25 protein-coding genes and 2 tRNA genes are annotated in these 26,372 nt (G+C 71.0%); 16 read left to right on the top strand and 11 right to left on the bottom strand.

Translation table 11 applies throughout. The features are described from left to right. Positions 1–16: 16 nt before the first annotated feature. Both MKK70_RS30660 and MKK70_RS16370 read right to left on the bottom strand, forming a co-directional pair. A complete protein-coding gene (locus MKK70_RS30660) occupies positions 17–1,018 on the bottom strand; it encodes a hypothetical protein (protein ID WP_279603680.1) in 1,002 nt (333 codons plus the stop codon). 283 nt (positions 1,019–1,301) lie between these two features. Next, the gene (locus MKK70_RS16370; RefSeq protein WP_409568287.1) at positions 1,302–2,198 is read right to left on the bottom strand and encodes a DUF6925 family protein; all 897 of its coding nucleotides are present in this window, start codon (positions 2,196–2,198) and stop codon (positions 1,302–1,304) included. Positions 2,199–2,330: 132 nt separating this feature from the next. Between MKK70_RS16370 and MKK70_RS16375 the strand changes: the two genes are divergently transcribed. From MKK70_RS16375 to MKK70_RS16385, 3 genes are all read left to right on the top strand, one after another. Next, positions 2,331–3,794, top strand: coding sequence for an ATP-binding protein (locus MKK70_RS16375; RefSeq protein WP_409568286.1), 1,464 nt, complete (start codon positions 2,331–2,333; stop codon positions 3,792–3,794). Between the two features lie 61 nt (positions 3,795–3,855). Beyond that, a complete protein-coding gene (locus tag MKK70_RS16380; RefSeq protein ID WP_409567434.1) occupies positions 3,856–4,515 on the top strand; it encodes a response regulator in 660 nt (219 codons plus the stop codon). 47 nt (positions 4,516–4,562) lie between these two features. Then, a complete protein-coding gene (locus MKK70_RS16385; RefSeq protein ID WP_243948905.1) occupies positions 4,563–5,243 on the top strand; it encodes a TenA family protein in 681 nt (226 codons plus the stop codon). A gap of 140 nt (positions 5,244–5,383) precedes the next feature. Here the strand turns inward: MKK70_RS16385 and MKK70_RS16390 are convergent. Next, a tRNA-Gly gene (locus MKK70_RS16390) sits at positions 5,384–5,457 on the bottom strand. Positions 5,458–5,745: 288 nt separating this feature from the next. On the opposite strand from MKK70_RS16390, the gene MKK70_RS16395 reads away from it, so the two are divergent. From MKK70_RS16395 to MKK70_RS16405, 3 genes are all read left to right on the top strand, one after another. Then, positions 5,746–6,399 carry a Maf-like protein gene (locus MKK70_RS16395; protein ID WP_147726001.1) on the top strand — a complete coding sequence of 218 codons (654 nt, stop codon included), beginning with the start codon at positions 5,746–5,748 and terminating at the stop codon, positions 6,397–6,399. Further along, the gene (gene yacG, locus MKK70_RS16400; RefSeq protein WP_243948907.1) at positions 6,396–6,590 is read left to right on the top strand and encodes a DNA gyrase inhibitor YacG; all 195 of its coding nucleotides are present in this window, start codon (positions 6,396–6,398) and stop codon (positions 6,588–6,590) included. The genes MKK70_RS16395 and yacG overlap by 4 nt, the downstream gene beginning before the upstream one ends. Before the next feature lie 99 nt (positions 6,591–6,689). Beyond that, a tRNA-Phe gene (locus tag MKK70_RS16405) sits at positions 6,690–6,765 on the top strand. A 72-nt stretch (positions 6,766–6,837) separates the two neighbouring features. On the opposite strand, the gene mobA is transcribed toward MKK70_RS16405, so the two are convergent. Both mobA and MKK70_RS16415 read right to left on the bottom strand, forming a co-directional pair. Continuing rightward, entirely contained in the window at positions 6,838–7,464 is a 627-nt protein-coding gene (gene mobA, locus MKK70_RS16410) for a molybdenum cofactor guanylyltransferase MobA (protein WP_243948909.1), read from the bottom strand. Positions 7,465–7,472: 8 nt separating this feature from the next. Then, entirely contained in the window at positions 7,473–8,612 is a 1,140-nt protein-coding gene (locus MKK70_RS16415) for an Mrp/NBP35 family ATP-binding protein (protein ID WP_147725998.1), read from the bottom strand. 224 nt (positions 8,613–8,836) lie between these two features. Between MKK70_RS16415 and MKK70_RS16420 the strand changes: the two genes are divergently transcribed. The 8 genes from MKK70_RS16420 (at position 8,837) to MKK70_RS16455 (ending at position 19,201) form a co-directional block, all read left to right on the top strand. Further along, a complete protein-coding gene (locus MKK70_RS16420; protein ID WP_243948911.1) occupies positions 8,837–9,340 on the top strand; it encodes a pyridoxamine 5'-phosphate oxidase family protein in 504 nt (167 codons plus the stop codon). A 153-nt stretch (positions 9,341–9,493) separates the two neighbouring features. Next, complete coding sequence (locus MKK70_RS16425) at positions 9,494–10,789, top strand: nicotinate phosphoribosyltransferase (protein WP_243948913.1); 1,296 nt, start codon at positions 9,494–9,496, stop codon at positions 10,787–10,789. Between the two features lie 178 nt (positions 10,790–10,967). After that, positions 10,968–12,425 (top strand): MmgE/PrpD family protein, encoded by a 1,458-nt coding sequence (locus MKK70_RS16430; protein WP_243948915.1) that lies wholly within the window; start codon positions 10,968–10,970, stop codon positions 12,423–12,425. 123 nt (positions 12,426–12,548) lie between these two features. Further along, positions 12,549–14,519: an AI-2E family transporter gene (locus MKK70_RS16435; protein WP_243948917.1), complete on the top strand. Its 1,971-nt coding sequence runs from the start codon at positions 12,549–12,551 to the stop codon at positions 14,517–14,519. Positions 14,520–14,577: 58 nt separating this feature from the next. After that, positions 14,578–15,366: a histidinol-phosphatase gene (gene hisN / locus MKK70_RS16440; protein ID WP_243948919.1), complete on the top strand. Its 789-nt coding sequence runs from the start codon at positions 14,578–14,580 to the stop codon at positions 15,364–15,366. A 103-nt stretch (positions 15,367–15,469) separates the two neighbouring features. Then, positions 15,470–16,591, top strand: a complete 1,122-nt coding sequence (locus MKK70_RS16445; protein ID WP_243948921.1) for a hypothetical protein — start codon at positions 15,470–15,472, stop codon at positions 16,589–16,591. Positions 16,592–16,695: 104 nt separating this feature from the next. After that, positions 16,696–18,135, top strand: a complete 1,440-nt coding sequence (locus MKK70_RS16450; protein ID WP_409568288.1) for a YcjX family protein — start codon at positions 16,696–16,698, stop codon at positions 18,133–18,135. Between the two features lie 34 nt (positions 18,136–18,169). Beyond that, the gene (locus tag MKK70_RS16455) at positions 18,170–19,201 is read left to right on the top strand and encodes a YcjF family protein (RefSeq protein ID WP_243948924.1); all 1,032 of its coding nucleotides are present in this window, start codon (positions 18,170–18,172) and stop codon (positions 19,199–19,201) included. A gap of 3 nt (positions 19,202–19,204) precedes the next feature. On the opposite strand, the gene MKK70_RS16460 is transcribed toward MKK70_RS16455, so the two are convergent. The 6 genes from MKK70_RS16460 to MKK70_RS16485 form a co-directional block, all read right to left on the bottom strand. After that, positions 19,205–19,447, bottom strand: a complete 243-nt coding sequence (locus MKK70_RS16460; protein ID WP_147841068.1) for a hypothetical protein — start codon at positions 19,445–19,447, stop codon at positions 19,205–19,207. A gap of 100 nt (positions 19,448–19,547) precedes the next feature. Continuing rightward, positions 19,548–20,099 (bottom strand): RBBP9/YdeN family alpha/beta hydrolase, encoded by a 552-nt coding sequence (locus MKK70_RS16465; RefSeq protein WP_243948926.1) that lies wholly within the window; start codon positions 20,097–20,099, stop codon positions 19,548–19,550. Positions 20,100–20,194: 95 nt separating this feature from the next. Beyond that, positions 20,195–20,965: a hypothetical protein gene (locus MKK70_RS16470; protein WP_243948928.1), complete on the bottom strand. Its 771-nt coding sequence runs from the start codon at positions 20,963–20,965 to the stop codon at positions 20,195–20,197. Positions 20,966–21,020: 55 nt separating this feature from the next. Further along, on the bottom strand, positions 21,021–21,392 hold the full coding sequence (locus MKK70_RS16475) for a DUF3618 domain-containing protein (RefSeq protein WP_147727464.1): 372 nt from the start codon (positions 21,390–21,392) through the stop codon (positions 21,021–21,023). A gap of 5 nt (positions 21,393–21,397) precedes the next feature. Beyond that, on the bottom strand, positions 21,398–21,829 hold the full coding sequence (locus MKK70_RS16480) for a phage holin family protein (RefSeq protein ID WP_243948930.1): 432 nt from the start codon (positions 21,827–21,829) through the stop codon (positions 21,398–21,400). An 11-nt stretch (positions 21,830–21,840) separates the two neighbouring features. Beyond that, positions 21,841–22,320, bottom strand: a complete 480-nt coding sequence (locus tag MKK70_RS16485; RefSeq protein ID WP_243948932.1) for a hypothetical protein — start codon at positions 22,318–22,320, stop codon at positions 21,841–21,843. A 348-nt stretch (positions 22,321–22,668) separates the two neighbouring features. Between MKK70_RS16485 and MKK70_RS16490 the strand changes: the two genes are divergently transcribed. Next, positions 22,669–24,090: a trehalose-6-phosphate synthase gene (locus tag MKK70_RS16490; protein WP_147858801.1), complete on the top strand. Its 1,422-nt coding sequence runs from the start codon at positions 22,669–22,671 to the stop codon at positions 24,088–24,090. A 118-nt stretch (positions 24,091–24,208) separates the two neighbouring features. Next, positions 24,209–26,329 carry a glycogen debranching protein GlgX gene (gene glgX / locus MKK70_RS16495; protein WP_243949059.1) on the top strand — a complete coding sequence of 707 codons (2,121 nt, stop codon included), beginning with the start codon at positions 24,209–24,211 and terminating at the stop codon, positions 26,327–26,329. Positions 26,330–26,372 lie beyond the last annotated feature (43 nt).

Genomic DNA, 26,372 nt, shown 5'->3' on the forward strand with positions numbered 1-26,372 from the left:
GCAGCGACCCGACCGGTCAGAACCGGTCGGGAATGCCCTTCACCGCATCGCCGAGCGCCTCGACGCTCTCGCGCAGCTTGCGCCCGGCCGGCGCCAGGGACGGCACCTTGATGCCGAACACCTCGGTGTCCTCGTCCTGCGCTTCCGCGGGTACCGCCTTGGCTTCGACCGCCGCGGGCTTGCGGGCGGCCGGCTTTTCAGCGACCGCCTTGCTCGCCGCTGGTGCCGCCGTGGCGGCGGGAGGCTTCGCGTGCGCCTCGATCCGCGGCTTCGCCTTCGAAGGCTCGGGCTTCGCGGCCTCGCGCTTCGCCAGCTCAGGTTTGGCCGCTTCGATCTTGGCCGCTTCGATCTTGGCCGTTTCGTCCACCGCCGATGCCGGACGGGTCGCGACCGCCTTCGGGGGCTCCGGCGGCAGGGCCGCGTAGGTCGCGGTCTCGGTCTTGGCGGGCACGGTCTCGGCCGCCAGCGGCGCGATGCCGGGCACGGTGCGAGCCGGCGCGACCAGGGTCGCCTGACGGGCCGGGCCGATCACTGGCACCTCGACGAGCGCCGGGACCGGTTTCGGCGCGGGTGCCGGCGTCGCGAGCTTGCTCGCGGCGACGGGCGGGTTCGGGGTGATGGCGGGCGTCGCCGGTGTCGGTACGGCGTCGGTGGCGACGGAGCCCGCGCGCAGCATCGGATCGATCCGCGCTTCGACGACCGGGGGCTCAGCCGGCTCGGGCGGCAGGATCTCGCGGATCTTCGGGATCGACGAGGGGCTGCCCGTCGCCAGCGCCGGCAGCCCGTCCTTCAGGTCGGGCCAGTCGGCGGCCTGCCGGCTTGTCACGATCGGCTTGGCGCGCTGCGGTCCGGCGAGGCCTGAGAGGTAGGTGCTGGCCGCGGCGGCGAAGGCCCCGGTCCCGGCCACCCCGATCACGCCGAACAGCGCGATGCGGGCCCAGGGGCGTCGTGCGGCCGGGCGCGGCACCGTCTTCGGCGATTGCCGGGTCTCGGACGGGTCGAGGGCGAGATCATTCATCGGGGGGCGATCATGGCAGGAGGTTGCATCGGGCACGCGAGGCGGATGCGACCGATCTCCCCATCACGGCCGCATCGCCTCCGAAGATGTTCCGCACGCGGAACTTGGGCTGGGATCAAGAACCGGCAATACGGCGCAACGATGTCGCCCCGCTTCGCGGCGCCGAGCCCCGGGCTTCGACCTGTCGCATCTTCTGTGGAGAAGTCGTTGTCGCGCCGAGGTCTTGCGTAGACGGTGTGTGCTTAAGAACTCGTATCGCCGGGCGTCCTGCCCCGGTCGAGGCTCAGGGCCAACCTGCGAGGTGCACGGCCTGCGCCCGTGCCACGCGCTCGACCGCGCGGGTCCATCGGCTCGCCGGCCGAACGGGCGACGATGCGCCGGCCGCGACGGCCGCCTTCAGCGTCACGCCGTCCCGATCGCCCCAGCGCGCGAGCAGAACCTGGAACGCGTCGTGCCGCGCACGCTCGAAGGGGATCGGCCGCAAAGCGGAATCACGACAGGGATGGGGCGGGTAGAGATGGCCCACCGGCACCAGGCCGGCCGGGATCGGCGCCGTGGCCACGTGGGTGCGGCGGCGGCACAGGATCTTCGGCACGACGTAGGCCCGCGGCCCGAACGGATCGCCGGCGCCGGACGACACCTCGATCCGCCCGAGCGGTCCCACGACGACCAAGTCTGCCTCGCCGCCCAACGCCTCCGGCCGGATCGCGCCATCGAAATCCGGCGGTGCGGCGCCGAGATGCGCGCGGAGCCGCGCGAGCGGTCCCGGCCGATCGGTCCTGACCCGGACGGAGACCTGCGCCGAGCCGAGACCCAGATCGAAGCTCACGGCCGCCCGCCGAGCCGGATCGAGCGCTTCGCGATCGGGGCCGAGCTCGGTGAACCGCGAGCAGGCGACGGCGCCGAATTCCGCAGCCGGCAGGCACAGCGCGACCGCGTGGCTCCATCCGTCGCCCACCGGCATCTCGTAGGCGATCGGCCGCACCGCATCCGTCAGCGTCAGCGCGATGCCGCCCCTGGCGGTTCGAAGGCCAATCCGGTCCTCCCCAAGGATCCGGAACGGTTCGTCCGGCCGCCGGCGGAACTCGGCGGCCGCCCCGAACGCGCCGAGGTTCCACGCGCTCGCGGGATCGGCGAGCGCGGCGCAGAGGATGTCGCGATCGGTCGCGTCGAGGGCCATGGTGGGCACGGCTACGCCGGTCGTCGCGGAGGCTCAAGCGCCGTCTGCAACCGAAGGCTGCGATGTGGACCGCATGCCGAGCGCGCCTGCGCGGCATGGACTTCGCCGCGCGTCGCCGCCACCCTGCGCGGCGTGAGCGCCAGACCGATCTCCCTCTCGACACCGCCGGACGACGCGCCCGGCACCGCCTCCCCTGTTCCACCGCAGGCGATCCCGGCGGCCGGGTTCTGGAGCGGCTGGTCGACCCGCGCGCGGCTGATCGCCGTCGTCCTCGCCATCGACGTCGTCGCGGCCCTGGTCTCCTGCGGCGTCATCGTGATCAACGCGCGCACGGCGGTGAAGGTCGAGACGCGGGCATCGCTCTCCACCGTGGAATCGCTCGTCGCCGACACGATCCGCCTCCTCGACGCGGCCCCGTCCGAACGCCTGCTCCAGACCCTCGACCTGCGCTTCCAGATCCTGCGCCACGTCCGCGTCACGGTGCGCGACGCCGCCGGCGCGACGGTGGGCGCGCCGATCGGCCATCCGCGTCAGGAGAAGACGGCGCCGGCTTGGTTCGCAGACCTGATCATGCCGAAAATCGAGCAGCACGAGCTGCCGATCGTCACCGCCGGCCGCACGATCGGCACGGCGCGGATCACCACGCAGCCGATGGACGAGATCGACGAGATCTGGGTCTATGCGCGCGCCCTGTCGCTGACGACGTTCTGCATCAACGCGGCGATGCTGGCAGCCCTCTACCTTGCGCTCGGGCGCGTGCTGGCGCCGCTGGGCCGCCTCGCCGACGGCCTGACTCAGCTCGAGCGGCACGATTACACCGCGCGGCTCGAGAACCCGGCGACCCACGAGTTCGCGGTGATCGCCAGGCGCTTCAACCAGGTCGCGGAAGCGCTGAGTGCCGTCCGGGCCGCCAACGGCCGCCTGAAGCGGCAACTGCTGACCGCGCAGGACGACGAGCGCCACAGCACGGCACTGGAACTGCACGACGAGTTCGGCCCCTGCCTGTTCGCCCTGGAAGCCAACGCGGCTTCCGTGAAGCGGCTCGCGACCGGCACGGCCGAGCCCGACCGGGACAAGCTCCTGGCGCGCGCCTCCGAGATCGCGGCGATCGTCGGTCAGGTGCAGAGCCGCAACCGCGACCTGCTCAACCGTCTGCGTCCGCACGCGCTCGGCCAGGTTCCGCTCGCCGACTGCCTCGACCTGCTGTTGCGCGACTTCGCCCGCCGACACCCCGAGACCCGATTCACCGGGCGGTTCCAAGGGCTCGCCCGCGGCTACGGCGATCTCGCCGACCTCACGGTGTTCCGTTGCATCCAGGAGAGCATGACCAACGCCGTGCGTCACGGCCACGCCGCGACGGTCACCGCCGAGGCGCGCGAGGGGAACGGCTCGCTGGTCGTGTCGATCGCCGACGACGGCACCGGGTTCGCGCCCGATCACGGCACCGGCCTCGGGCTCTCGGGCATGCGCGAGCGCGTCGAAGCGCTCGACGGAACGTTTGTTCTTGACAAGCACCCCCCGGGCGCCGTTGTCCGCATTATCATTCCCGTGGATGCGCAAAGGGGCGACGATGCCGACCCGGTGCGATCCGCCTGAGCGGCCTCGCCATCCCGAGCGATCCCCCGATGAAGTTCCCGGCTCGATGAACGCCTTTGCCATGAAGCCCGTTGCCGTCGAGACCCGGATGCCGGTCCTCGTGATCGACGATCATCCGATCGTGCTCCAGGGCTGCCGCCGGGTGCTGGAGGATGCCGGCATCGAGACGGTGGCCGAGGCGACCACCGTGGTCGACGGCTACCGGGCGTTCCACCGCCTGCGCCCGCCGATCGTGATCTGCGACCTGACGTTCCAGGGCAGCGGCCTGGCCGGCCTCGGCCTGATCCGCCGCATGTGCGCGGTCGAGCCCAAGACCCGCATCCTCGTGTTCAGCATGCACAACGATCCGGTGATCGTGGCACGCGCGCTCGAGGCCGGCGCGCTCGGCTACGTGCTCAAGGACCACGCCTCGGCCGAGCTGTTCGAGGCCTTCGAGAAGGTCCGGGCGGGGCAGGTCTACCTCGACCGGCGCCTCGCCACCGAGGTCGCGATGCTGCGCACCGACGCCCGCCGCACCCCCGAATCCCAGCTGACGCCGCGCGAGCAGCAGATCCTCGCGCGCCTCGCGCAGGGCAAGTCCTACGGCGCGATCGCGACCGACCTGTCAGTGAGCTACAAGACCGTGACCAACGCCTGCTCGCAGATGCGCCAGAAGCTCGGCGTGCGGACGCTGGCCGAGCTGATCCACGTCGCCGTCACCGAAGCCCAGCGTCAGGGTTGACCGATCCGGCGGCGGCCGCGCCGCGCGACACGACGAGAGGCCGAACCATGGGCGATGCGAAAACCGGCACGTTCTCGCAAGCCGCGTGGGCGCGCAACGCCGCGCTCTACGAGACCATCCGCACGATGCCGTTCAACGCCGAGCTGGCGGCCGGCACGCTCGACCGGTCGCGCTTCACGCATTACATCGTCCAGGACGCCCATTACCTCATCGGCTTCGGCCGCGCCCTGAGTCTCGCCGCCGCCAAGGCGCCGGAGCCCGACGGCATCGTCCTGTTCGCCAAGGCGGCGGAAGAGGCGATCGTCGTCGAGCGCGCGCTCCACGGCGGCTTCTTCCGCGACTACGGCATCGGCGCGGAGGCCTTCGCGGCGACGCCGCTGACGCCGGCCTGCGATCACTACGTCGCGTATCTCATGGCGACGGCCTACGCCGAGCCGTTCGAGGTGCTGCTCGGGGCGCTGCTGCCGTGCTTCTGGATCTACGCCGAGGTCGGGCGGGACATCCTGGCGCGCGAGAGCGCCGGCAATCCCTATCGCGCCTGGATCGACACCTATTCCGGAACGGACTTCCAGGACGCCGTCGCCCGGATGATCGCGGCGACGGACGAAGCCGCCCGCGGGGCATCGTCCACCGTTCGCGAGCGCATGCACAAGGCCTTCACCCACGCGACTAGGCTCGAATGGATGTTCTGGGACAGCGCCTACCGCGAAGCCGCCTGGCCGGTGTGACGGCAGGTCTCGTGCGGCCGATCCAGCGCTCTAAGCACCGGCATCGGTAAGGACCGTTTCGACCCGACCTGCGTGCGTCGCGCCTCCTCGAAAGGAGAGGGGGACACACCACCGATTCGAAAGGGGCGGAACGATCGGATTGGAGCGGGCGACGGGAATCGAACCCGTATATTCAGCTTGGGAAGCTGACGTTCTACCACTGAACTACGCCCGCGCCGGGCCGCGTTTCGGCAGCGCAGCTGGACCATAGCAGAGCCGCCGACGTTGTCCACGGGGTCGATGGTCCTGCGGTCATGGACGGGCACCGCGAAACATCTTCTTCGGGCGGCAGCCCGGCACGCGATGCTCCGGCAGCGGCCACACGATCGCCGCGCGCAGGCCATCGCCGCCGTATCCGTTCCCATGGCGACGCCGTTCCACTATCACCGTCGGACCTGCACCCACGATGCGTGCGGCGTCCGCCTCCGGTGGGCGGCGCCGGCCGAGGACCGATCCGAGATCCATGGACGCCCCTTCCCCCCTGGCCGCGCCCGCGGACAATCCCGCGCGGCTGATCCTCGCTTCGGCCTCGCCGCGCCGGCTCGCGCTCCTGCAGCAGATCGGCATCGAGCCGGACGCCCTGCTTCCCGCCGACGTCGACGAGACGCCGCTGAAGTCCGAATCGCCACGCGAGCTCGCCCGGCGGCTCGCGCGGCTGAAGCTCTCCGCGGCGCAAGGGGCGCTCCACCTCCACGAGCACGGCGGGAAGAGCTGGGTGCTGGCGGCCGACACCGTGGTCGCGGTCGGCCGCCGCGTGCTGCCCAAGGCCGAGGTGCCCGACGAGGCCGCCGACTGCCTGCGCCTGCTTTCCGGGCGGCAGCACCGCGTGTTCACGGCGATCTGCCTGCTCTCGCCGAAGGGCGCGCGGCGCGAGCGCATCGTGGAGAGCCGGGTGCGGTTCAAGCGCCTGTCCCAGCGCGAGATGAGCAGCTACCTCGCCTCGGGCGAATGGCGCGGCAAGGCCGGCGGCTACGCGATCCAGGGGCTGGCCGGCGCCTTCGTCGTCAAGCTCGTCGGCTCGCACTCGGCCGTCGTCGGCCTGCCGCTCTACGAGACGATGGCGCTCCTCGACGGCGAGGGATTCCCGGTGCGGGCCGGCTGGGGCGCGATGGCATGACGACGGTCGCGAAGCTGCCCCCCTGCCCGATCTGCGGCAAGCCGGCCGATCCGAAGCTGAAGCCGTTCTGCTCGGAGCGCTGCTCGGACATCGACCTCGGCCGCTGGCTCAGCGACCGCTACGTGATCCCGGCCGCCGATGACGAGGACGAGGATGCGTTGCCGCCCGCCCGGAAACCCGAGCACGAATAGCGGGAAAATCATCCGGCCGATGCGTCGGATCAGGCTGGACAGGTCCGGAGGCACTGACTATACCCCCGCCCTGTCGAGCCGCCACGCGGATCGGCGAAGGCCCAGGTAGCTCAGTTGGTAGAGCATGCGACTGAAAATCGCAGTGTCGGCGGTTCGACTCCGTCCCTGGGCACCATCCCTCCCCAGCGTCTGAACTGGATTCGCAGCCGCGGCTGCTGGACTCGTTCGTGCCTGCGCGGACGCCCTCTCAGGTGGCGCTCGATCCCTCGACGTTCGCGGCCAGCCTCTCCGCCGTTTTCAGATCCTCCGGCGTGTTGACGTTGAGGAACGGGTCGATCGGCTCGATCGGCCAGCGCACCACCGCGGCGCCGTGACGGCCGATGAAGCCGCCGACGCGGCGCTCGCCGCGCTCGACGAGCGCGGCACGCAACTCTGCCCGCAGATGGATCGGCCAGAGCGCCACGGTGTAGTGCTCGCGATCGCCCGAGGCGGCGACCGGGATCGCAGCCGGCTCTCGGGCTGCGGCGAGGCGGGCGACGAGGTCGAGCGGCAGGAACGGCGCGTCGCAGGAGACGCTGACGACGGCGTCCACGTCGGCGTGGAACGCGGCCGCATGGTCCAGCCCGGCCAGGATGCCGGCGAGCGGGCCGGGATGGCCGGCGACGCCGTCGGGCAGGACCGGCCCCGGAAAGCCGGAGAACCGCGTCGGGTCGCCGTTGGCGCTGAGCATCAGCCCGGCCGGGCATTGCGGCGCCAAGCGCCGGGTCATCCGCTCCAGCAGCGTCCGGCCGCCGAGGGTGCGCAGCACCTTGTCGCCGCCGCCCATGCGGCGGGCGAGACCGCCGGCCAAGATCAGGCCCAGGACCGGCGCCATCGTCGTGCCTATTCGAAGACGATCTTGGGCGCCGCCCGGCCGGCCGGTGCCGCGGTCAGGTTGTCCCAGAGCTTGCGCGCGATCTCGCGGTAGACCTGGGCCTGCGGCCCGTCGGGGGCGACGGCGACGACCGGCTGGCCGGCATCGGACGATTCCCGGATCGTCATGTTCAGCGGCACCTCGCCGAGGAACGGCACGCCGAGGCGCTGCGCCTCGATCCGCGCGCCGCCATGGCCGAAGATGTGCGATTCGTGGTTGCAGTTCGGGCAGATGAAGGTCGCCATGTTCTCGATCACGCCGAGGATCGGCACCGCGACCTTCTTGAACATCGTCACGCCGCGCCGCGCGTCGATCAGCGCGAGGTCCTGCGGCGTCGAGACGATCACGGCGCCGGAGAGCGGTGTCGCCTGAGCCATGGTGAGCTGCGCGTCGCCGGTGCCCGGCGGCATGTCGACGATCAGCACGTCGAGCTCGCCCCAGAGCACGTCGCGCAGCATCTGCGTCAGCGCCGACTGCACCATCGGGCCGCGCCAGATCATCGCCGTCTCGGGCTCGATCAGGAAGCCGATCGACATCACCTTGAGGCCGTAGCCTTCCATCGGCTCCATGCTGCGGTTGTCGACCACCTTCGGCTTGCCGGACAGGCCGAACAGCTTCGGCACCGAGGGACCGTAGATGTCGGCATCGAGCAGGCCGACCTTCAGGCCCTGCGCCTTCAGGGCGAGGGCGAGGTTGCAGGCGGTGGTCGACTTGCCGACGCCGCCCTTGCCCGAGGCCACCGCCACGATGTGGCGGACTCCCGGCAGGGCCGGCCCCTGGCCGGGAGGCGCGCCGGGACGCGGCGGCGCGGCATTCACCGGAACCGGGGCGGCCTTGCTCTGCTCCGGCATGCCGGGGCCGCGCTCGGAGGTGAGGCTCGCGAACACGCCCGAGACGCCAGGCATCGACAGCACCTTGCCCTCGGCCGACCGGCGGATCGGCTCGAAGCGCGCTGCCTCGCTGGCGTCGATCAGGATCGAGAACATCACGCGGTTGGTCGGGTCGACGACCACCTGCGACAGGCGGCCGGACGCCGGAAGGGTGGTGCCGGCGGTATCGATGGTCACGCTTTGCAGTGCGCGCAGCACGTCGTCTCGGGTGATCGCCACGGTCGGCCTCCTTCGCCGCGTCCGGCGTCTTTGGATCTCGAAAGGGATGGTTCCGGCCCATGTAAACAGCCGTGCCGGAAACGCCAGCCGAAGCGGGCCTACCACCATGCGGCGCCTGTGCGCAGGCGATCGAACCAACCGATGCGTCATCCGTTGTGACACGACCGCCGGCGCGGGCGGCAGGGAGAGCCGGTGCGCCGTCACCATCTGGAGAGACCTACGCGATGCATCAGGGCAATCACCGCGACCACGAGGGCGCGAAGAAGCTGTTCGAGCTGGTCAAGGACGTCAAAGTGGCGATGATGACCACCGCCGACGCCGACGGCACGCTCAACAGCCGTCCGATGTGGAATAACGACATCGACGAGAACGGCGACCTGTGGTTCTTCACCAAGCTGCACTCGCCCAAGACCGCCGAGATCGGCCGGGACAACCAGATCAACCTGTCGTACTCCGACCCGTCGAGCCAGACCTACGTCTCCATCGCCGGCAAGGCGGAGATCGTCAGCGACCAGACGATCATCGACGCCAAGTGGACCGAGAGCCTGAAGACCTGGTTCCCGAACGGCAAGGACGACCCCGAGGTGGCGCTGCTCCGCATCCACCCCGAGCAGGGCGAGTACTGGGACAGCCCGAACAGCAAGATGCTGCACCTGTTCGGCTACGTGAAGGCCTCGCTCACCGGCGAGAGCCCGAAGACCGAGACCAAGAAGGTCGACCTCGCCTGATCGCGGCGGCCTGAGCCGCCTTCGCGACGACAGGCGGCGTGCCCGGTGCGGCGCGCCGCCTTTTTCGTGCCCGCGCCGCCGCCTCCGTTGACACCGGCCCGCCGGTCATGCGCCCTCGGGGCTCCGTGACGCCCGCCCCGAGGTTCCAAAGACATGCTCGATCTCGCGCGGCGGGTGCACGACCACAATTTCGGCATCGACCCGATCGTGCGGTCGCTGCTCGACACCGACTTCTACAAGCTGCTGATGGCGCAGACGATCCTGCGCCGACACCGCGACGTGGCGGTGACCTTCGGCATCAACAACCGCACGACCCGCATCCGCATCGCCGACGAGGTCGACGCCGGCGCGCTGCGCGAGCAGCTCGATCACGCCCGCTCCCTGCGCCTGTCGCGTGGCGAGGCGACCTGGCTGCGCGGCAACGCCTTCTACGGGCGCCGCCGCATCCTGTCGGCCGATTTCATCGCCTGGTTCGAGGGGTTTCGGCTGCCCGAATACCAGCTCGAGGCGCGGGACGGGCAGTACGAGCTCACCTTCCACGGACCGTGGGTCGAGACCACGATGTGGGAGGTGCCGGCGCTCGCCATCCTGAACGAGCTGCGCTCCCGCGCCGTGCTGCGCGACCTCGGCAAGCTCGACCTGCAGGTGCTGTACGCGAGGGCGATGACGCGGGTCTGGGAGAAGATCGAGCGCCTGCGCAAGCTGCCCGACCTGTCGATCGCCGATTTCGGCACCCGTCGCCGGCACGGCTTCCTGTGGCAGGACTGGTGCGTGCAGGCGATGGACGAGGGCTTGGGCTCCAAGCGCTTCCTCGGAACCTCGAACTGCCTGATCGCGCTCCGCCGCGAGGTCGAGGCGGTCGGCACCAACGCGCACGAGCTGCCGATGGTCTACGCGGCCCTGGCGGAGGACGATGCGGCGCTCGTCCGCGCGCCCTACGACGTGCTGCGCGACTGGCAGGAGGATTACGAGGGCAACCTTCTCGTCGTGCTGCCCGACACCTACGGCACCACCGGATTCCTCGCCGGCGCGCCCGACTGGCTCGGCGACTGGACCGGCATCCGCATCGATTCGAAGGACCCGATCGAGGGCGGCGAGGAGGCGATCGCGTTCTGGCGCTCCCGCGGCGCCGACCCGCGCGAAAAGCTCGCGATCTTCTCCGACGGGCTCGACATCGACACGATCGAGCGGATCCACGCGCATTTCTACGGGCGACTGCGGATCGGTTACGGCTGGGGCACCCTCCTCACCAACGATTTTCGCGGGCTGGTGCCGGAGGGCCGGCTCGATCCGATCTCGATCGTCTGCAAGGTGACCCATGCCAACGGGCGCCCGACGGTGAAGATCTCCGACAACCCGACCAAGGCGCAGGGGCCGGCGGACGCCGTCGCGCGCTACAAGCGGGTGTTCGGCGTCGGCGCTCAGGATGCGATGGCGGTGGTGGTCTGAGCCGGCCGATCGCGCCGGCCCCCGGCGCAGCTTCTATCAAGGCTGTGTCACAGACCCAAGATTGAAATCACGTGGTCTCCGTTCGCGGTCGGCGTGCGCTATGTCTCGCCCCGACACCGGCGTGTCGCCTCCCGAGGAGGCGCGCGAACCAAGCCGGAACAGCAGGGACGCGGACGCCATGTCACGGATCGATCGACGCGCGCTGATTGGAGCAGCGGGTCTGGCGCTCGCAGGCCCCACACTCGGGGGTTCGGCACATGCCGCGGATGCTCCTGCACCGAAGCCAGCCGAGGCGAAGGACGTCACCCGCACGCTGGCGCGCTGGGTCGTGAACGCCCGGTTCGAGGATCTGCCCGAGGCGGTGCGCCGGGAGGCGACGCGAACCTTCCTGAACTGGGTCGGTGTCGCCATCGGCGGCTCGCATCACGAGACGCTGGACGTGGCGGTCTCCGCGCTCGCGCCGTTCTCGGGGCCGCCCCAGGCCGGCCTGTTCGGCCGCACCGAGCGCTTCGACATCATGAACGCGGCGTTCCTCAACGGCGTGTCGAGCCACATCTTCGATTACGACGACACCCACCTGAAGACCGTCATCCACCCGGCCGGCCCGGTCGCCTCGGCGATCCTCGCCTATGCCGAGATGCACCCGGTCTCGGGGCGCGACTTCCTCGACGCGCTGGTGCTCGGGATCGAGACCGAGTGCCGGATCGGCAACGCGGTCTATCCCAACCACTACGACGTCGGCTGGCACATCACCGGCACCGCCGGCGTGTTCGGGGCGGCGGCCGCCGCCGGCAAGCTGATGGGCCTCACCGAGCAGCAGATGGTGTTCGCCCTGGGGCTGGCCGCCTCGCAGCCGGTGGGCTTACGCGAATCGTTCGGCTCGATGAACAAGAGCTTCAACCCCGGCCGCGCCGCGGCCAACGGCCTGTTCGCCGCGATCCTCGCGGCCAAGGGCTTCACCTCGTCGGACGGCATGATCGAGGCCAAGCGTGGCTGGGCCAACACCGTCTCGACCAAGCAGGATTATCGCGAGATCACCGAGGGGCTCGGCACGCGGTACGAGAGCCTGCTCAACACCTACAAGCCGTTCGCCTGCGGCATCGTCATGCATCCGGCAATCGATGCCGCGATCCAGCTTCGCGACGAGGAGCACCTGAAGCCCGAGCAGATCGCGCGCGTCGACCTGAAGGTGCATCCCCTCGTGCTTGAGCTTACCGGCAAGACCGCCCCGCAGGCGGGATTGGAAGGCAAGTTCAGCATCTACCACGCGGTCGCCGTCGCGCTGGTCGAAGGCGCGGCCGGCGAAAAGCAGTTCAGCGACCGCGCCGTTCGCGATCCCGTCGTCGTCGCGTTGCGCGACAAGGTCGTGCCGGTTGTCACGCCGGGGATCGCGGCGGCACAGGTCGACATGACCGTCACGCTCGCCGACGGGCGCACGCTGCACCGCCGCATCGAGCACGCGATCGGCAGCGTCGAGCGTCCAATGAGCGACGCCGCCCTGGAGCGCAAGTTCACCGATCTCGCCAACGGCGTGCTGCCCGCGGCGCAGGCCCGCCGGGTGATGAGCCTGTGCTGGTCGCTCGATACGCTCAAGGATGTCGGCGACGTGATTCGCGCAGGGGTTGCGCAAGCCTGACGATCACGAGCCCGTGAAAACCCGCCGCAACGGGAGGGATCGTTTCGCGGCGCCGTGCCGTTCCCCGTTCGCACCGGCGAGAGCACGGGCGTTGCGGGCGTGAGCGTACGGTTCGGTGGCGGCATGGCGACGAAGACAGACGACCCTCCCATCCCGGTGCCGTCTCCCACCCGGATCGCCGCCGCCGAGACGCCGAAATCGGCGCTGGTCTCACCGGTCCTCGTCAGCGCGATCATCATCGCGGCGCTCTATGTCGGGCGCGAGATCTTCATCCCGATCGTCATCGCGGTTCTGTTGTCCTTCGTGCTCGGGCCGCTGGTCGCGCTCCTGCGCCGCTGGCACCTGCCCCGCGTCGTCGCGGTCGGCTCCGCGGTGGTGTTCACCCTCGGCATCGTCGCCGCCCTGGCGACGCTGATCGGCGTCCAGGTCGCGGGCCTCGTCGGCGACGCGCCGCGCTACCGCTCGACGATCGAGCGCAAGATCGAGGGCCTGCGCGACAGCCCGGTCGCGCATCTCACCGATTACGTCGCCAATATCGGCCGGGCGATCCACGATGCCGGCAACACCGAGAAGGCGCCGAAGCCCGAGGCGGAGGCAAAGCCCGGCCCCGAAACCAAGCCGGCGCGGCCGGCCTCGGAACCGGCCCCCGTCCTCGTCGAGATGCGCCAGACGCCGCCCGGCCCGCTGGAGACGGCGAGCACCCTGCTCTCCCCGGTGATGCAGCCGCTGGCCACCACCGGCATCGTCTTCGTCGTGCTGCTGTTCGTCCTGATGCAGCGCGAGGACCTGCGCGACCGGATGATCCGCCTCGCCGGATCGAGCGACCTGCACCGCACCACCGTCGCGATGGACGACGCCGCGCGGCGGCTCAGCCGCTACTTCGTGGTGCAGCTGGCGCTCAACACCGCCTTCGGGCTGGTGGTCGGCATCGGCCTCTACGTCATCGGCGTGCCCAACCCGGTGCTGTGGGGCATCGTCTCGGCGATGATGCGGTTCGTGCCGTATATCGGCGCCTTCCTCTCGGCCCTGCTGCCGCTCCTGCTGGCGGCGGCCGTCGATCCGGGCTGGGACATGGTGATCGCCACCGCGATCCTGTTCCTGGTGCTGGAACCGCTGACGGGCCAGATCGTCGAGCCGATGCTCTACGGCCATTCCACCGGCCTCTCGCCGTTCGCGGTGCTGATCTCGGCTCTCTTCTGGACCTGGCTGTGGGGGCCCGTCGGGCTTCTGCTCTCGACGCCGCTGACGGTCTGCCTCGTCGTGCTGGGGCGGCACATCGACAAGCTCGAGTTCCTCGACGTGCTGTTCGGCAACCGCGCGGCCCTGACGCCGGTCGAGAACTTCTACCAGCGCATCCTCGCCGACGACCCGGAAGAGGCGCAGGAGCACGCCGAGCTGATCCTGCAGACCTGCTCGCTGTCGGCCTATTACGACGACGTGGTTCTGAAGGGCCTCGAGCTCGCCGCCCGCGACGCCGCCCGCGGCGTGCTGACCCTCGAGCAGAAGACCGACATCCGCGCCTCCGTCAGCGAGCTCGTCGACGCGCTCGCCGAGCGCGACGACCGGGTTCCCGCCGCGCCTGCGGCCGATGCCGACGACGGTGCCGAGGGGGATGCGAAGGCCGATCCCGAAGTGGCGCAGCCAAGCCGGGAGGCGATCCCGCCGGCGTGGTCTCGCGAGGGCGCGGTGCTGTGCGTCGCGGGGCGGGGCTTCATCGACACGCCGGCGGCCGCGATCCTCGCACAGCTCCTCGCCAAGCGCGGGCTCGGGACGCGGATCGTACCGTTCGGCGACGTGTCGCGCGCGAAGATCGCCGATTTCGACCCCGGCGAGGCGCAGATGACCTGCATCGTCTCCCTGGCGATCAGCGGAGAGCCGGGGCACCTGCGACGGCTCGTCGATCGCCTTCGGCGCCGGATGCCCGACGTCCCGATCGTCGTCGGGCTGTGGCAGGCGGACGACGATGCCGCCGGCCGCGGCAGCATCCCGGCGGCCGAGCACGTCTCGTCGCTCGGCAGCGCCGTCGACACGGTGCTGGCCCATGTGCACGCCGAGCCGGAGCCATCCCCCATGCCGGTGGCTGCGCAGGCTTGACGGAAACGGCCGAAACCCGCCTTCCTGCCGCGATGCAGGATCGAACGGGGAAAAGCCGATGAGCGTCGTCGAACTCGGCCGGTTCATGGACGATCTCGCCGACGCGTCGGGCCAGGCGATCCTGCCGTTCTTCCGTGCCCAGTATGCGCTGACCGACAAGGCGGCGGGCACGGCCGCGTTCGATCCCGTGACCGAGGCCGACCGCGCCGCCGAGCTGGTCCTGCGCAACATGATCCGCGGGCGGTTTCCCGCCCACGGCATCCTCGGCGAGGAGTTCGGCTCGGAGCGGCTCGACGCGGAATGCGTCTGGGTGCTCGACCCGATCGACGGCACCCGCGCCTTCATCACCGGCATCCCGACCTGGGGAACCCTGATCGGCCTGACCCGGAACGGGAGCGCCGTGCGCGGCCTGATGCACCAGCCCTATCTCGGCGAGCGCTTCACCGGCGATGGACGCACGGCACGCCTGCGAAGCTTGCGCGGCGAGCGCACGCTCCATACCCGCCGCTGCTCCGACCTGTCGGCGGCGATGCTCGCCACCACCGATCCGCGGTTGTTCACGGACGACGCGGAAGCCGATCGGTTCCGGGCCATCGAGGGTCGCGTGCGCATGTCGCGCTACGGCACCGACTGCTACGCCTATTGCATGCTGGCTTCGGGCCAGATCGACCTCGTCGTCGAGGCCGGCTTGAAGCCCTACGACATCGTCGCGCTGATCCCGATCGTCGAGGGTGCGGGCGGCGTCATCACCGCCTGGGACGGCGGTCCCGCGACCGGCGGCGGCCGCATCGTCGCCGCCGGCGATCCGCGCATGCACGCGGCGGCGCTGGCGATTCTCAACCCGTAACCAGTCGGCGCCCGAAACCGCATTGCGACCCGTCTCGACGAACTGAACCGTCCATGCGCCCCGGCCGTTCCTGGTCGTCCGCAACGCTTCCTCCCGGCTGCCCGTGCTCCTCGCCGCACTCCTTCTCCTGACGACGCTGCCGCCGCTGGCCGAAGGGTCTGTTGACGCGCTCCGGGCGCACGCGGTCGGCTTGCAGACGCCGTCGGTCGAGGCGGCACCGTATTATCAGCACGTCGCGCGGGCGGTCTCGAACTGGCGGGCCCAGGCCGGTACCGAGCTTCGGCCGGTCTCGCTCGCCCTGGTCGCGCAGGTGGCACCCACCGAGCCGGCCTACGTCGCACGCTGCGCCAAGCTCAACAATTACTGGTGCATCAAGAGCGCGCGCTGGTCGGGCGAGATCGGTGCCGACGCCGAGGGGCATACCGGCTTCGCCACCGCGGCGGACGGCGCCGACGCCGCGGCCGGGCTGCTCCGGCGATACTACCGGGATTATGGACGCCGCACGGCCCTGGCGATCGTCCGCCGCTGGGCGCCGGCCTCCTGCGGCGTCTCCACCGCTCCGCTTGCGGCCAGGGCCAAGCCGACCGCCCTCGCGCCGCGCGGGATCGGGGGCACGCTTCGTGCCCGCTTCCTGGCGCGCCACCTTCCCGGCGGCGCCCGGCGCGGCGTCTCGCGGGCGCCGCGCACCGCCCTGCGGGTGCAGCCCTGGTCGCCGCTCGCCCGGATGAGCGGCCATCCGGCCCGGCGCCCGTCGATCCAGGCCAGGGCGATGCAGAAACCCGTCGCGGATATCGCGACCGGCCTCGCCGACAGGCCGACGCCGACCGTACGGTTTCCGGCCCCGCGCGGGGCGGACGATCCCGCCGCGCTCCTCGACCGCAAGGTGCCGTCGCCGGACCGCCTCGTGGCTGATTCGGCCCTGTTGCCGATGATGGTCTCCGGCCTGGCGATGGGGGATCTGCGTGCACCGGCCCCGCTCTGCGGCAACGACGAGGTCCGGATCGGCAACTACGCGGCCGCCATCGCCAGGAGCGTGGGCCTGCGCGCCACGGACGACCTCGCGCTGTTCTCGCCCGACGGCAGCCCGCTGCCGAACCTCGCCCCCGTCATGCGCGCGATGTCGGGGGTCGAGCTCGGCGCGTTGCACGCGGGTCCGCCCCTCGTGGAGGCGGCGATCGCCCGGCTCGGTCCGACCCCCGCGGCGACGGCCGATGCGGCCAAGTAGCCTTCACCGAGCCTTGTCGCGGCCCCCTCCCCGCGCCACCTGAGCGGCGACGGCCGACCGGCTGGCCCTTCGCGTTTCCCGAGCCCCCGAGCCCGCCCTTGCCCATCCAGAGTTTCGCCGCGCGTGCCGGCTCCGCGGTCAAGGCCTTCGCGGAAGCTTCGAGCGACTTCCTGATCCAGCCGACTCTGCGGCTCGGCGTCACCGGGCTCGCCCGCTCGGGCAAGACCGTGTTCACAACCGCCCTCATCCACCATCTCGTCGAGAGCCATGCGCTCCCCGCCTTCGCCCCGGCGCAGGAGGGACGCCTGCGCCGCGCCCGCCTCGTGCCGCAGCCGGACGACGACGTTCCGCGCTTTCCCTTCGAGGAGCATTTCTCGGCGCTGACGGAGTCCCGCCTCTGGCCGCGTTCCACCGATCGGATCAGCCAGTTCCGGCTCGCGATCGAGTACGAGCGCGCCGGCGGCTGGCGCTCCGGCCCGGGCACGCTGATGCTCGACGTCGTCGACTATCCCGGCGAATGGCTGCTCGATCTCGCGCTCCTGGAGCAGAGCTACACAACGTGGTCGCGGGCGACCATCGCCGGGACCCGGCGCGCCGGCCGCGGCGGGATGGCCGCGCCGTGGCTCGCGATGCTGAGGGGGCTCGATCCGGCGGGGCCTCTAGACGAGGTGGTAGCCGAGCGGGCGAGCGCCGCCTTCACCGCCTATCTCGCGGCTCTCCGCGCCGGCCCGGAGATGGTGGCGACGACGCCGCCGGGCCGGTTCCTGATGCCGGGCGACCTCGCCGGCTCGCCGGCCCTGACCTTCGCCCCGCTCGACGAGCTGCCCGAGACGATCGCGCCGGGCACGCTCGCCGGGCTGATGGAGCGGCGCTTCGAGGCCTACAAGGCCAAGGTCGTCGTGCCGTTCTTCCGCGATCACTTCCAGCGCGTCGACCGACAGATCGTGCTGGTCGACGTGCTGGCCGCCGTCGATGCCGGGCCGGCGGCGCTGGCGGAGCTGGAGGAGGCGCTGGATTCCGTCCTGCTCAGCCTGAACATCGGCCGCAACACGCTGCTCTCGCGGCTGTTCGCACCGCGGGCCGACCGGATCATGTTCGCCGCGACGAAGGCAGACCACCTGCACCAGACCAGCCACGATCGGCTCGAAGCGCTGCTGCGCCTGCTGGTGTCGCGCGCCATGCGCCGGACGGAGGCCGCCGGCGCCCGTGTCGGCACCGTGGCCCTGGCGTCGGTCCGCGCCACCCGCGAGACCACGATCCACGACGGCGACGCCGTGCTGCGCGCCGTCGCCGGGACGCCGGAGGCCGGCGAGACGGTCGGCGACGAGGTGTTCGACGGGACGGCCGAGGCCGCGGTGTTCCCGGGCCATCTCCCTGCCCGCCCGGAGGCGGTGCTCGAGGGCGCGGTCGAGCCCGGCTCGCTGCGGTTCCCGCGATTCCGCCCGCCATCGATCAAGCCCGACGCGCTGGGGCGTCCCGGCCACCTGCCGCAGATCCGCCTCGACCGGGCCATGCAGTTCTTGATCGGCGACAGGCTGACGTGATGGCGGCCCAGACGAGAACCCCGAGGACGATGCCGTGAGCTCGACCCAGCGCCCGCGCGCCTTCCGCATCCCCAGTGCCGATGCGCCCCCGGCCGTCGAGGGAATCCCTTCGATGCCGGCCGCCCCGACCGGCGTCCGCATCGTCGAGGATCCGGTCGAGATCCTCGACGCCGCCGACGGCACGCCCGTGCCGGTGGCGAAGTCGCGCGGCGTTCCGTGGGGCGGCCTGCTGCTGTCGGCCGCGGGCGGCCTCGTCTCCCTCGGGGTCGGCTTGTCGGTCGAGCGGCTGATCGCCGATCTGTTCCAGGCGGCGCCCTGGCTCGGCGGCGTCGCGCTCGCGCTCCTGGCGCTCGCCGGCCTCGCTCTCCTGGCGATCGTCGTGCGCGAAGTGCGCGGGCTGTGGCGGGAGCGCAAGATCGAGCACCTGCGCCAGGCCGCCGTCGCGGCGATCGCGACCCGCGATCACAGTGCGGCGCAGGGGGTGGTTCGGGATCTCGCCGCCTTCTATGCGGATCGATTGGCGTTGGCGGCGGGCCGGCAGCGGCTCGAGGCTTCGGCCGACGCGATCCTCGACGTCGACGATCGCATCGGCCTCGCCGAGCACGAGCTGTTGAGCCCGCTGGACCGGCAGGCGCGCAATGCCATCGCCACCGCCGCCAAGCAGGTCTCGGGCGTGACCGCGCTCAGCCCGCGGGCGATCGTGGACGTGGCGTTCGTGATCTATTCCGCCGTGCGGCTGCTGCGCCGGATCGCGGCGATCTACGGCGGACGCCCGGGCTTCCTCGGCTTCCTGCGCCTGGCCAGAGCCGCCTTCGCCCACCTGACCGTCACCGGCGGAATGGCGGTCGGCGAGAGCATGATTCAGCAGGTGCTCGGCCTCGGCATCGCGGCGCGGGTCTCGGCCAAGCTCGGCGAGGGCGTGCTCAACGGCCTGATGACCGCGCGCTTCGGCCTCGCGGCCCTCGCGGTCTGCCGCCCGCTGCCGTTCGTGCGCGAGGCTCCGCCGCGCCTGTCGGACGTCGCCGGCGAGCTTCTCCGCCCGGCCGAGCCGGAGCCGAAGCCGTGATGCTCAGGATTGCGCGCGCTTCTGCACCGCCTCGGCGTTGCGGCGGTTGGCGATTCGGGTGAACATGTTGCCGGTGTAGTCGGCGACCTTCGGCTTCTCGACGGCCACGAGCTGGGCTTCGAACGCCTCGATGCGCTTGAGCAGCGCGGCGTCGCCGAAGATCGAGCTGTTGAAGGAGGTGTGGGCGCGCTCGCCCAGCGCCGTCTGCACGGCGTCCAGTCGCACCAGAAGCTCTTTTCGCGTCACGTCGATCTCCCGCGGGCCGGATCGCCCGTGATCCGGCATCCATCAGCGCGGGCTTGGGTAAACGAGAGGTTAACCGCCGGGCGCGATCGAGCCGACGGGCTCAAAGATCCTTCATGAACCCGGCGAGCCGCATCAGCCCCTCGGGCCACGGCCCATGGCCGCTCGCGACGTTGACGTGGCCGGATTCGCCGGCGTCGACCAGGGCCGATCCCCAGGCCGCGGCGAAATCCTCCGCGCGCTCGTAGCGGCAGTACGGATCGGTTCGGCTCGCCACCAAGAGCGACGGGAACGGCAGCGGCGCGCGCGGCAGCGGCGCGAAGGCGCGCACGCTGTCGGGCAGGTTCGGCGTCTCCTCGACGTCCGGCAGCGCCACGAACAGCGCTCCGACGACGCGGCCCTCGGGAAGCTTCGGCACCGCCTCGACGCAGGCGACGACGCCGAGGCTGTGGGCGATGAGGACGACGGGCCGAGTCGCGGCCGCGACCGCCTGGACGACGCGACCGCACCAGGCCTCGGGCTCGGGCGCATGCCAGGACTGCTGCTCGACCACGCGGGCGGTCGACATGCGGCCGGCCCAGCGCGCCTGCCAGTGGCCCTCTTCCGAGCCGCCAAGGCCCGGAACGATCAGGATGTTGCAATCGGCGGTCTTCATGGTCGCGTGCCTACCGTCTCTCGGCGCGAGGGTCGAGAACGAAGAAAGGCGGCACCTCGCGGTGCCGCCTCTCGGATCGGGTCGATCGCGCCGGCTCAGAGCCGGTACGCGGTACGGTCTTCGCCCTCATACGCGGGCTCGGTCTTGAGGCCGGCCTTTTGCGCCGCGGTCTGGATGTTGTCCGGGTCGAGGGCGGTCTCGACGAACTCGCGGCCACGGCTGGTGAACTCGCGGGCGTAGCGCAGGCCCTGGTCGCGGACCTCGTCGGCATAGGGACCGATGTTGCGGTCCTCCTGGCGCGTACGCGGGAGCAACGCGCCGAGAAGCAGGCCCGCGGCGACGCCGACGACGCCGACCAGCAGCGGGTTCTCGGTCACGAACTGCTCGACGGCGGTGCGACCGCGATCGAGCCGGTCGCTGCCGCGCACCACCGCGTCGTCGATCCGGCGCATGTGGTCGCGATGGACGCCGGAGACCCAGTTGCGGGCCTCGTCGGCCGCACCGCCGAGGCGATCGCGGACGTCGTCGGCCAAGTCGGCGGCGCGATCGCGCGTGCGATCGGCGAAGTCCGCGGCCCGATCCGCCGCATCGCCCGCCGCCGCGCGAGCCTGACCGGCGACGCTGCCGACATCGGGTCCGGGACCGGCCTGATGATCGTGCGGCGACGCGTCGGGCCGTCCGATCGGATCGCGGAGGCCCGTGGGATCCGCCCGCAGCGTGTGGTCGGCCGCCTTCGCATGCGGGTCGAGGTGGACCGGGTCCAGGCCGGCGGCGTGCAGGCCCTGGTCGACCTTCGCGGCGGCGGCCCGGGCGAGGTCGTCCGGCAGGTGGTTGTCGGTCGTGGCCGACTTGCTCGTATCGCTCATGGCGTGATCCTTCAGAACTCGTACGCGGCTGGCAATGTCCGCAGGTGGCGGCCCGTCAGGCGCGGGTTTCGTCCATCAGCGAGGGTTTCGGCTGGCGGGTGGGCAGATCCGGATCGTAGACCCGGGCCGCCCCGTCGTTAAGCACCGGGACGCGCTCGGCTGAAGCCTGCGTCCGGCGGCGCGTCGCGTCCTGGGACATCCGATGCAGCAGCCAGCCGACGCCGGCGGCGATCAGCAGGACGGGAACCGGATTGCGGCGGACCGCCTCGAGCGCTCCGTCGTAGGCACCGCTGACAGCGGGTGCGCGGCGGGCGTTGCCGAGCATCTCGTCGACGAGGCTGGACACCGAGAGGCGGCCCTGGATGCGGTCGATGGTCTCGTCGAGGCGCGCGCGGCTCTCCTCGATGTCCCGCTCCATCTCGTTCATCGAACTCATCCGGACACTCTCTCGGAAAGGGCGCGGGCGTCCTGGCGGACCTGCCGGCCGGTACGGGTGGGCGTGAGCGTCGAGAACGACAGGGCGCTGCGTCCCCACAGTGCCATCCCAATCGCGACGACCATGAGCACGCCGCCGACGATGAGGGCCGAGAGCCATTCCGAGCCGACGATCGTCGCCAGCCACTTCACGAAGGCGCCGATCAGCACGAGCAGGGCGACGACGGAGAAGACCGCCGAAGCCATGAGGCAGACGATGCCGATGATCAGCGAGCGGACGTTCCGCGCCATCTCAGCGCGGAACAGGGCGATCTCCTTGCGGGCGAGGTCGTTCGTCTCGCGCAGCGCGTTGCCGATGAGGCTCTGGATGCTGCCGGCGGGCGATGCACCGGAGGAGCCGGGGGGTGGGGTCTGCGATCCGGTCGACATGGCCGGGCCGCTCACGCGCGGAAGCTGTCGCGGGCGTCGCCTTCCGGCGGCAGGCTCGACGACTTGATGAAGCGCGCGGCGATGAAGCCGGCGACGAACGTTCCGACCGCGACCGCGACCGGTGCACGGCGGGCGAAGGCCTCGGCCTCGCCGTAGAAGTCGGCGAAGCTGCGCGCCTCGATCGACCCGCCGAGCTGGCTCAGGCCGTCAGCGGCGCTGTCGAATAACGCCTTGATGTTCGGACGATCCTCGAAGTCCTTGCTCGAATCGCGCAGGGTCTTGGCGAGATCGTGGACCGACTGCGCCGCGTCGTTCTTGCGGCCCTCGACGAAGGTCTGCGCCTGAACCCGGGCTGCATCCATCAGGCCGCGCCCGCGCTCGGCCGCGACGTCGGCCAACCCCTCGACGTCGCCCTTCAGGCCGCGCCACTCGGCCTGCTCGCTGGCTGCGGCCTTGGCCGGATCGGGGTGGGGGATCTCGGACGCGGCCATGAGGGGACTCCTTCGAACACGAGGTCTTAGCGGGGCGATGTTCGCCTGAGTAACATCGTCCACGTCCGGGGGTTCCGGGGACGACGGCACATCCGCGGCTCAGCCTCCGTTCAGGGGCGATCGGCCAAGGTTCGCTCCTGCCTCCGCCGCCCCGCGCGGCGGGGACGGATGCGGGGACAGGCCCCGGATTTCGTCGTGACGGCCGCAAACGATCGCTTGACCCGCGGCAGTCATTCGCGCTTGGCTAACGCTACGGATCGCGCCGACCTCTCGCGCGTTCACGATGGCAAGAAACGTTGACGTTGCGCGTTCCACGCCGGCGCGCTTGAGGATCCGGAGCCCACCTGAGTGGCACGCCTTGTGATCGTATCGAACCGCGTTGCGGTTCCGGAAGAAGGCGGCAAGGCGGTCGCCGCCGGCGGCCTCGCCGTCGCCGTGAAGGAGGCCTTCACCGCCTACGAAGGTCTCTGGTTCGGGTGGAGCGGCAACATCAGCGAGGAGCCGTCCGAGGAACCGACGCTGATCGATCGGGACCGCGTCCAGTACGCGGTGGTCGACCTCTCGCCACAGGATCACAAGGAATACTACGCCGGCTTCGCCAACCGGGCGCTGTGGCCGATCATGCATTACCGGCTCGGTCTCGGGGCGTTCTCGCGCTCGGACTATGCCGGCTATTGCCGCGTCAACCGCATCTTTGCGCGGGCGCTCGCCAAGCTCGTCGAGCCCGACGACATCATCTGGGTCCACGACTACCACCTGCTGCCGATGGCCGCCGAGCTTCGCGGCCTCGGCCTCGCCAACCCGATCGGCTACTTCCACCACATCCCGTGGCCGGCCGCCGACGTGTTCAACACGCTGCCGGCGAGCAACGACCTGCTCCGCGCCATCGCCGACTACGACCTGATCGGCCTGCAGACCGACCCGGACGTGCAGAACCTGTCCCGCAACCTGATCGACACCCTGCGGGCGATCCCGCTCGGCGGCGGCTCGCTGATGGTCGACGGGCGCCGGACCCGGATCCGCAGCTTCCCGATCGGCATCGACGTCGCCGGCTTCAAGGACGCGGCGGAAAAGGCGGGCTCGAACAAGGTGGTGCGCGAGACGATGGCGGGCCTGCGCACCCGCAAGCTGCTGATCGGCGTCGACCGGCTCGACTATTCCAAGGGCGTGCCCGAGCGGATGGAGGCGGTGGAGCGCTTCTTCGCCTCGAACCCCGACCAGCGCGGCAACGTCACCTACATCCAGATCACGCCGAAGTCCCGCAGCGAGGTGCCGGAATACGAGCAGCTCTCGCGTACCGTCAACGAGACGGTCGGCGAGATCAACGGCGCGCTCGGCGACCCGGCGTGGACGCCGATCCAGTACGTGACCAAGGCCTATCCGCGCCCGGTTCTGGCCGGGCTGTATCGCGCCGCCCGCGTCGGCCTCGTGACGCCGATGCGCGACGGCATGAATCTCGTGGCGAAGGAATACGTCGTCGCCCAGAGCGAGGACGATCCCGGCGTGCTCGTGCTCTCGAAATTCGCCGGTGCGGCACGGCAGTTGCCCGAAGCGCTGATGGTGAACCCTTACGACCGCTTCGAGGTCGCGGAGGCGATCCGGACGGCCCTGTACATGCCGCGCAGCGAGCGCCTGGAGCGCTGGAAGCCGATGGTCGAGCGCATGACCCGCGAGGATGTCGATTGGTGGGCGCGCAATTTCCTCTCCGAGCTCGAGAACTTCCGCACCGTCGAGCGCGAGCCGCCGACGACGGCCGCCGCGGCGGAGTGATCTCGGGGCGGACGTCGTCGTTCTCCACGGCCCATGCGGCCCGGCGGCTTGATCCGGGATCGCGGATGCGTCCACACCGGCTCCGGGCCGGGGGGACCATCCAGTGTCGCAGTCACGCATGATCGCCGTCGACGACGGTGTGCCCGCGCCTCTGGGCGCCCATTTCGACGGGCGCGGCGTCAACTTCGCGCTCTTCTCCGAGCACGCGACTGCGGTCGACCTTTGCCTGTTCGAGCCGGGCGAGCGCCACGAGAGCCGCACGATCCGCCTGCCCTGCCGCAGCGACGACATCTGGCACGGCTACCTCCGCGGCGTCCTGCCGGGCCAGCTCTACGGCTACCGGGTGCACGGGCCCTGGGAGCCGGCGCGCGGCCACCGCTTCAATCCGTCGAAGCTCGTCCTCGACCCTTATGCCCGCGAGATCCGTGGACGGATCCGCTGGCACGACGCCCTGTACGGCCACCGCCGCGGGTTGCAACGCGAGGATCAGATCGACCGGCGCGACAGCGCGGTCTACATGCCGAAATCGGTCGTCACCGCGCCGGAGGTTCCGAACCTCGCGCTGCAGCCGATCCGCCGCCCGCTCTCCGAGACGGTGATCTACGAAGCGCACGTCAAGGCGCTGACGATGACCCATCCGGCCGTGCCGGAGGCCGAGCGCGGCACCTACGCGGCGCTGGCCCATCCGGCGATCGTCGAGCACCTGTGGAAGCTCGGCGTCACCGCGCTCGAGCTGCTGCCGATCCAGGCCTTCGCCGACGACCGCTTCCTGGTCGACAAGGGGCTGGTGAACTTCTGGGGCTACTCGCCGCTCGGCTACTTCGCGCCCGATCCGCGCTATCTCGGCGACGGCGGCCTCGGCGGCCTGAAGGCGGCGATCCGCGAGCTGAACGCCGCCGGCATCGAGACGATCCTCGACGTGGTCTACAACCACACCGCCGAAGCCGGCCATACCGGGCCGACCTTGTCGTTCCGTGGCATCGACAACGCCAGCTACTACAAGCTCGACCCCGACAATCCCCGCCGCGACGTCGATTGCACCGGCTGCGGCAACACCCTGGACGTCGCCCACCCGCGGGTGATGCAGATGGTGATGGATTCGTTGCGCCACTGGGCGACCGCCTACGGCATCGCCGGCTTCCGCTTCGACCTCGCCACCAGCCTTGGCCGGGCGCCCTCCGCATTCTCGGCCGAGGCCGCATTCTTCCAGGCGGTGGCGCAGGATCCGGTGCTGGCGCGGGTGAAGATGATCGCCGAACCCTGGGACCTCGGCGAGAACGGCTATCGCCTCGGCGGATATCCGCGCGGCTGGAGCGAGTGGAACGACCAGTTCCGCGACGCCGCCCGCGGCTTCTGGCGCGGCGATGCCGGCCAGCTGGCCAAGCTGACCCAGGGGCTGACCGGCTCGCGCGAGGTGTTCGCGCCGTCGGGCCGCTCGCCGCTCGCCAGCATCAACTTCGCCGCGACCCATGACGGCTACACGCTCGCCGACGTGGTCGCCTACGAGGAGAAGCACAACGCCGAGAACGGCGAGGACAACCGCGACGGCCACGGCCACAACGTCTCGCGCAACTACGGCGTCGAGGGGCCGACCGACGACCCGGCGATCCTCGCCATCCGCGCCCGCCAGAAGCGCAACCTGCTCGCCACCGTGATGCTGGCGCAGGGCGTGCCGATGCTGCTGATGGGCGACGAGCGCTCGCGCACGCAGCGCGGCAACAACAACGCCTATTGCCAGGACAACCCGACGAGCTGGATGGACTGGTCGACCGATCCCGACCCAGATCTCGGCGCCTTCCTCTCGAACCTCACGCGCCTGCGTCGGGAAAGGCCGGCCCTTCGCCGTCGGCAGTTCTTCGACGGCACGCCGATCGCCCCTGGGAGCACCCTGCGGGACGTGCATTGGCTTTCGCCCTGCGGCGCGGAGATGAATTCCGACGCCTGGGCCGACGAGAGCCGTCGCGCCTTCGGGATGCAGATCGGCAACGACCTCGATCACGGCCGCATCCTGATCCTGATCAATGCCGATCCCGAGCCCTGCGATTTTCGCCTCGCCGCGGTGATCGGCGGCCCGTGGCAGCCGGTCCTCGACACCACCGCCGCCACCGGCGCGGTCGCACCGGACGCCGCCGCGCACGCGGCGGACGCGATCGTGCCGCTGCCCGGCCGCGCGATCCTGGTGCTGGCCGAGGCCGATGCCCGACCCGCGCGAGCGTCGGGCCGCTTCGTCAGCGCCTGAGCGGCCGCCGAAACCGAATCGCAACGCTTTGCAAACCATCCTG

Source organism: Methylobacterium sp. E-041, assembly GCF_022829665.1.
Lineage (GTDB): Bacteria > Pseudomonadota > Alphaproteobacteria > Rhizobiales > Beijerinckiaceae > Methylobacterium.